The following is a 4,462-nucleotide window of genomic DNA, read 5'->3' on the forward strand; positions in this document are numbered from 1 at the left end:
CGGCGCCGGCGACGCCTGGTACGTCGCGACCCAGCCTGAGCCCGAAGGGCTCGACGCGGTCGTCGCGGCGGTGGTCGAGGCATCCGGGGTCCGTCCCGTCGTCGCGGGTCTGCCGGCCGGCGTCGAGGCCGCACGGCGCGGCGACCTCGTGACCCTGATCAACCACGGTGACGAGACCGTCGAGGTGGCGATCGAGGGGACGGATGCCGAGACCGGCGTCGACGTGGAGCGCGCAGTGCTCGAGCCGCAGGGCGTCGCCTTCGTGCTGTCTCCGGAGCGAGCCGGCCCCCCGGCCGAACCGGCCCGAGCTCCTGCGCCGCTCAGCGCGACGGTCGCGGACTGACGCCCCGTGCCCGCGTCGCTTGCGTGGCGCCCGATCGCGTGCGACACTACTGGAAAGCGCTTACCCGCCTACCTTCGCGTGGGCGGGCGACGCACAGGCCTCAGAGCAGAAAGCAGGACCCCGTGACCGACACGACACTCGCCCCGGCCCCGGCCGCGGCATCCGCCCTCCCCGAGGTGCGCGAGATCGGCATCATCATGAACGGCGTCTCGGGCCGCATGGGCTACCGTCAGCACCTCGTCCGCTCGATCCTCGCGATCCGCGAGCAGGGCGGCATCGAGCTGCCCGACGGCACGAAGGTCACCGTCAAGCCGCTGCTCGTCGGCCGCAGCGAGACGAAGCTCGCCGAGCTCGCGGCGAAGCACGGCATCGAGGACTACACCACCGACCTCGACGCCGCCCTCGCCGACCCTCGCTGGGAGATCTACGCCGACTTCCTCGTGACGAAGGCCCGCGCATCAGCCCTGCGCAAGGCGATCGCCGCCGGCAAGACGATCTACACCGAGAAGCCCACGGCCGAGACCGTCGACGAGGCCCTCGAGCTCGCCCGCCTCGCGAGGGAGGCCGGCGTCAAGACCGGCGTCGTGCACGACAAGCTCTACCTGCCGGGCCTGCAGAAGCTCAAGCGACTCATAGACTCCGGATTCTTCGGCCGCATCCTCTCGGTGCGCGGCGAGTTCGGCTACTGGGTGTTCGAGGGCGACTGGCAGCCGGCGCAGCGCCCCAGCTGGAACTACCGCGCCGAGGACGGCGGCGGCATCATCGTCGACATGTTCCCGCACTGGAACTACGTGCTCGAGAACCTCTTCGGCGACGTCAAGACCGTCTACGCGCAGGCGGCCGTGCACATCCAGGACCGCTGGGACGAGAAGGGCGAGCACTACACCGCCACCGCCGAAGACGCGGCGTACGGCATCTTCGAGCTCGAAGGCGACATCATCGCGCAGATCAACTCGTCGTGGACGGTTCGCGTGAACCGCGATGAGCTCGTCGAGTTCCACGTCGACGGCACGAACGGCTCGGCCGTCGTGGGCCTGTTCGGCGCGAAGATCCAGCACCGCAACGCCACCCCGAAGCCGGTGTGGAACCCCGACCTCGCCGACGACCACGACTACGACGCCGACTGGGCCGAGGTCCCCACCAACGACGTGTTCCAGAATGGCTTCAGGCAGCAGTGGGAGGGGTTCCTCGCCTCGTACGTGCTCGAGACCGAGTACGAGTTCGACCTCCTCTCGGGTGCGCGCGGCGTGCTGCTCGCCGAGGCCGGCCTGCAGTCGAGCCGCGAAGGCCGCAAGGTCGAGCTGCCGACGCTGTCCCTCGACTGAGCAGGGATCGACGGATGCCGCAGCTCACGCTTCTCTCGCACGCCGGCGCCACGTCGACGGTCGAGCTCAACGACGCCCCGGGATACGCCAAGCCCGCCGGTCCGCTCGGCAGCCGCGTGGCGTACGCCGCCGCGCACGTCGTGCCGAAGATCTGGGCCGACAACACCCCCGGTCAGCCGGCGGACGTCGACTGGGACGCGACGCTCGACTTCCGCCGCGCGGTGTACTCGTGGGGCCTCGGCGTCGCCGACGCGATGGACACCGCGCAGCGCAACATGGGCCTCGATGCGACCGCCACCCGTGAGCTCATCGCACGCTCGGCGCAGGTCGCACGCGAGGAGGGCGGATCGGTCGTGGTCGGCGTCAACACCGATCACGTCGAGGCCGAGGTCATCTCGATCGACGAGGTGATCGCCGCCTACAAGGAGCAGCTGCACTTCACCGAGGAGCAGGGCGCCGGTCCCGTGCTGATGGCCTCGCGCCACCTCGCGCGCGTCGCGGAGTCCGCCGACGACTATCGCCGCGTCTATCGCGAGGTGCTCTCGGCCGCGACGACACCGGTGGTGCTGCACTGGCTGGGCACCGCGTTCGATCCAGTGCTCGCCGGGTACTTCGGCAGCGACGACTGGCGCGCGGCATCCGCGGTGCTCCTCGAGATCATCGAAGAGAACGTCGACAAGGTCGCGGGCGTCAAGATGAGCCTCCTGGATGCCGCGTCCGAGGTGTCGGTGCGCGAGCGGCTCCCCGAGGACGTGCGCATGTACACCGGCGACGACTTCAACTACGTCGGGCTCATCGGCGGTGCAGATGCGCCCGATGCGCGGCAGCCGGAGCGCGATGCGAACAGCCCGCGGCAGCACTCCGACGCGCTGCTCGGCGCGTTCGCCGCGATCACGCCGGTCGCGTCCGCCGCGATCCAGGCACTCGACGCCGGCGACCCGGCACGCTACCTCGAGATCCTCGGGCCCACCGAGGAGCTCAGCCGCCAGGTGTTCGCCGCGCCGACGTTCTACTACAAGACCGGCGTCGCGTTCCTGTCGTGGCTGAACGGCCACCAGGAGGCGTTCCAGATGGTCGGGGGCCTGCACTCGGCGCGCAGTCTGCCGCACCTGTCGCGCATCGTCGAGCTCGCGAACTCCTCGCTCGCGCTGGAGCGCCCCGAGCTCGCGATGATCCGGTGGCACGACATGCTCCGCCACAACGGCGTCGACGTGCCCGGGGTGACCTCATGACCGCCGTCGACCCGCGCCTGAGCATCAACCAGGCCACCATCAAACACGCCGATCTCGCGACCGCGCTGCGGGTCACCGTTGAGGCCGGCGTGCAGGCGATCGGCCTGTGGCGCGAGCCGGTGCAGGACGCCGGCCTCGCGATGGCCGCGACGATGCTCGCCGACTCCGGACTGCGCTTCACCACGCACTGCCGCTCCGGCTTCTTCACGATGACCGAGGGGCCGGCCCGCCGGGCCTCGATCGACGACAACCGCGTCGCGATCGAAGAGGCGGCGACGCTCGCGGCCGCCGGCGCCGAGGGATCGACCGCGATCCTCGTGCTCGTGGCAGGCGGCCTTCCCGAGGGCTCGCGCGACCTGATCGGGGCGCGCGAGCGCGTGCGCGACGCGATCGGCGAGCTGGCTCCGGATGCCGCGGCCGCAGGTGTGACGCTCGCCATCGAGCCGCTGCATCCGATGTACGCGTCCGACCGCTGCGTCGTCTCGACCCTCGGGCAGGCGCTCGACATCGCCGCGGACTTCGACCCCGGCGTCGTCGGCGTCACCGTCGACACGTTCCACATCTGGTGGGACCCGGACGTGCTGGCGTCGATCGAGCGCGCGGGCCGCGAGCGCCGCATCGCGACCTACCAGGTCTGCGACTGGAAGACGCCGCTGGCCGCCGATGTGCTCCTGAGCCGCCACTACCCGGGCGACGGCGTCATCGACTTCGCCTCCCTCACCGCCACGGTCGAGGCGACCGGCTACGACCGCGACATCGAGGTCGAGATCTTCAACGAAGAGATCTGGGCCACCGATCCGCTCACCGCGGTGCAGCGCACGGCCGCCGGGTTCGCGGCATCCGTCTCACCCCACCTTCGCGCGCGTGTCCCGGGCTGAGTTCGGAGCGAGAGCACACCCGCACCGGGCGCCGTCGTCCCGGAGCCGGGAGGCAGCGGCGGGCCCTTCCGCCCTGGAGACGGAAATCGCTTCCCGCGCGCTGCCCGTACCGCAGAACGCCACGCTCTAGACTCTCGCCTGTGAGCGACATCTCCGCGCCCGCCCGAGGCGCAGCCACCCTTCATGACGTCGCGCGCGAGGCGGGCGTCTCGCTGGCGACGGCGTCGAGGGTCCTGAACGGCTCGACGCGCAAGGTCGCCGAGAGCTACCGAGAGCGCGTCGAGGCGGCCGCCGAGAGACTCGGCTACACCGCGAACCTCTCGGCTCAGGCCACCGCGCGCGGCACATCGGCCATCGTCGCGCTGCTCGTCGCCGACATCGCCGACCCCTACTTCGGTCAGCTCGCCTCGGGCGTCGCGCGCGGCGCGGACGAGGCCGGGCTCGTCGTCACCATCGCCATCACCGAGCGCGACCCGCAGCGCGAGGTCAAGCTCGTCCGGGCGCTGCGGGGCCAGCGTCCTCGCGGGCTCATCCTCGCGGCGTCGCGCGTCGACGGTCCCGACGCGGTGGGGCTCCAGAGCGAGCTCGACGCCTTCTCCTCGATGGGCGGGCGCGTCGTCGTGGTCGGGCCCGGCGGCGGGCCGGCACGATCCGTCGCGGTCGACAACCGCGGCGGCGCGGCGG

The 4,462-nt window shown here is 71.5% G+C and carries 4 protein-coding genes and 1 pseudogene; all 5 read left to right on the top strand.

Going from position 1 to position 4,462, the window contains the following annotated elements; all coding sequences use genetic code 11:
• Positions 1-343 (top strand): annotated as a pseudogene (locus EIO58_RS13315) (beta-galactosidase); the annotation flags it as partial.
• A gap of 122 nt (positions 344-465) precedes the next feature.
• Positions 466-1,668 carry a Gfo/Idh/MocA family protein gene (locus EIO58_RS13320; RefSeq protein WP_240658831.1) on the top strand — a complete coding sequence of 401 codons (1,203 nt, stop codon included), beginning with the start codon at positions 466-468 and terminating at the stop codon, positions 1,666-1,668.
• A gap of 14 nt (positions 1,669-1,682) precedes the next feature.
• On the top strand, positions 1,683-2,900 hold the full coding sequence (locus tag EIO58_RS13325) for a dihydrodipicolinate synthase family protein (protein WP_127819945.1): 1,218 nt from the start codon (positions 1,683-1,685) through the stop codon (positions 2,898-2,900).
• A complete protein-coding gene (locus EIO58_RS13330; RefSeq protein WP_127819946.1) occupies positions 2,897-3,778 on the top strand; it encodes a sugar phosphate isomerase/epimerase family protein in 882 nt (293 codons plus the stop codon). Before EIO58_RS13325 ends, EIO58_RS13330 begins: the two co-directional genes overlap by 4 nt.
• Before the next feature lie 140 nt (positions 3,779-3,918).
• Positions 3,919-4,462: LacI family DNA-binding transcriptional regulator (locus EIO58_RS13335; protein WP_164861697.1), on the top strand; the 544-nt coding region annotated here is incomplete at its 3' end.

Origin of the sequence: Microbacterium sp. CPCC 204701 (genome assembly GCF_004010105.1) — a bacterium.
Lineage (GTDB): Bacteria > Actinomycetota > Actinomycetes > Actinomycetales > Microbacteriaceae > Microbacterium.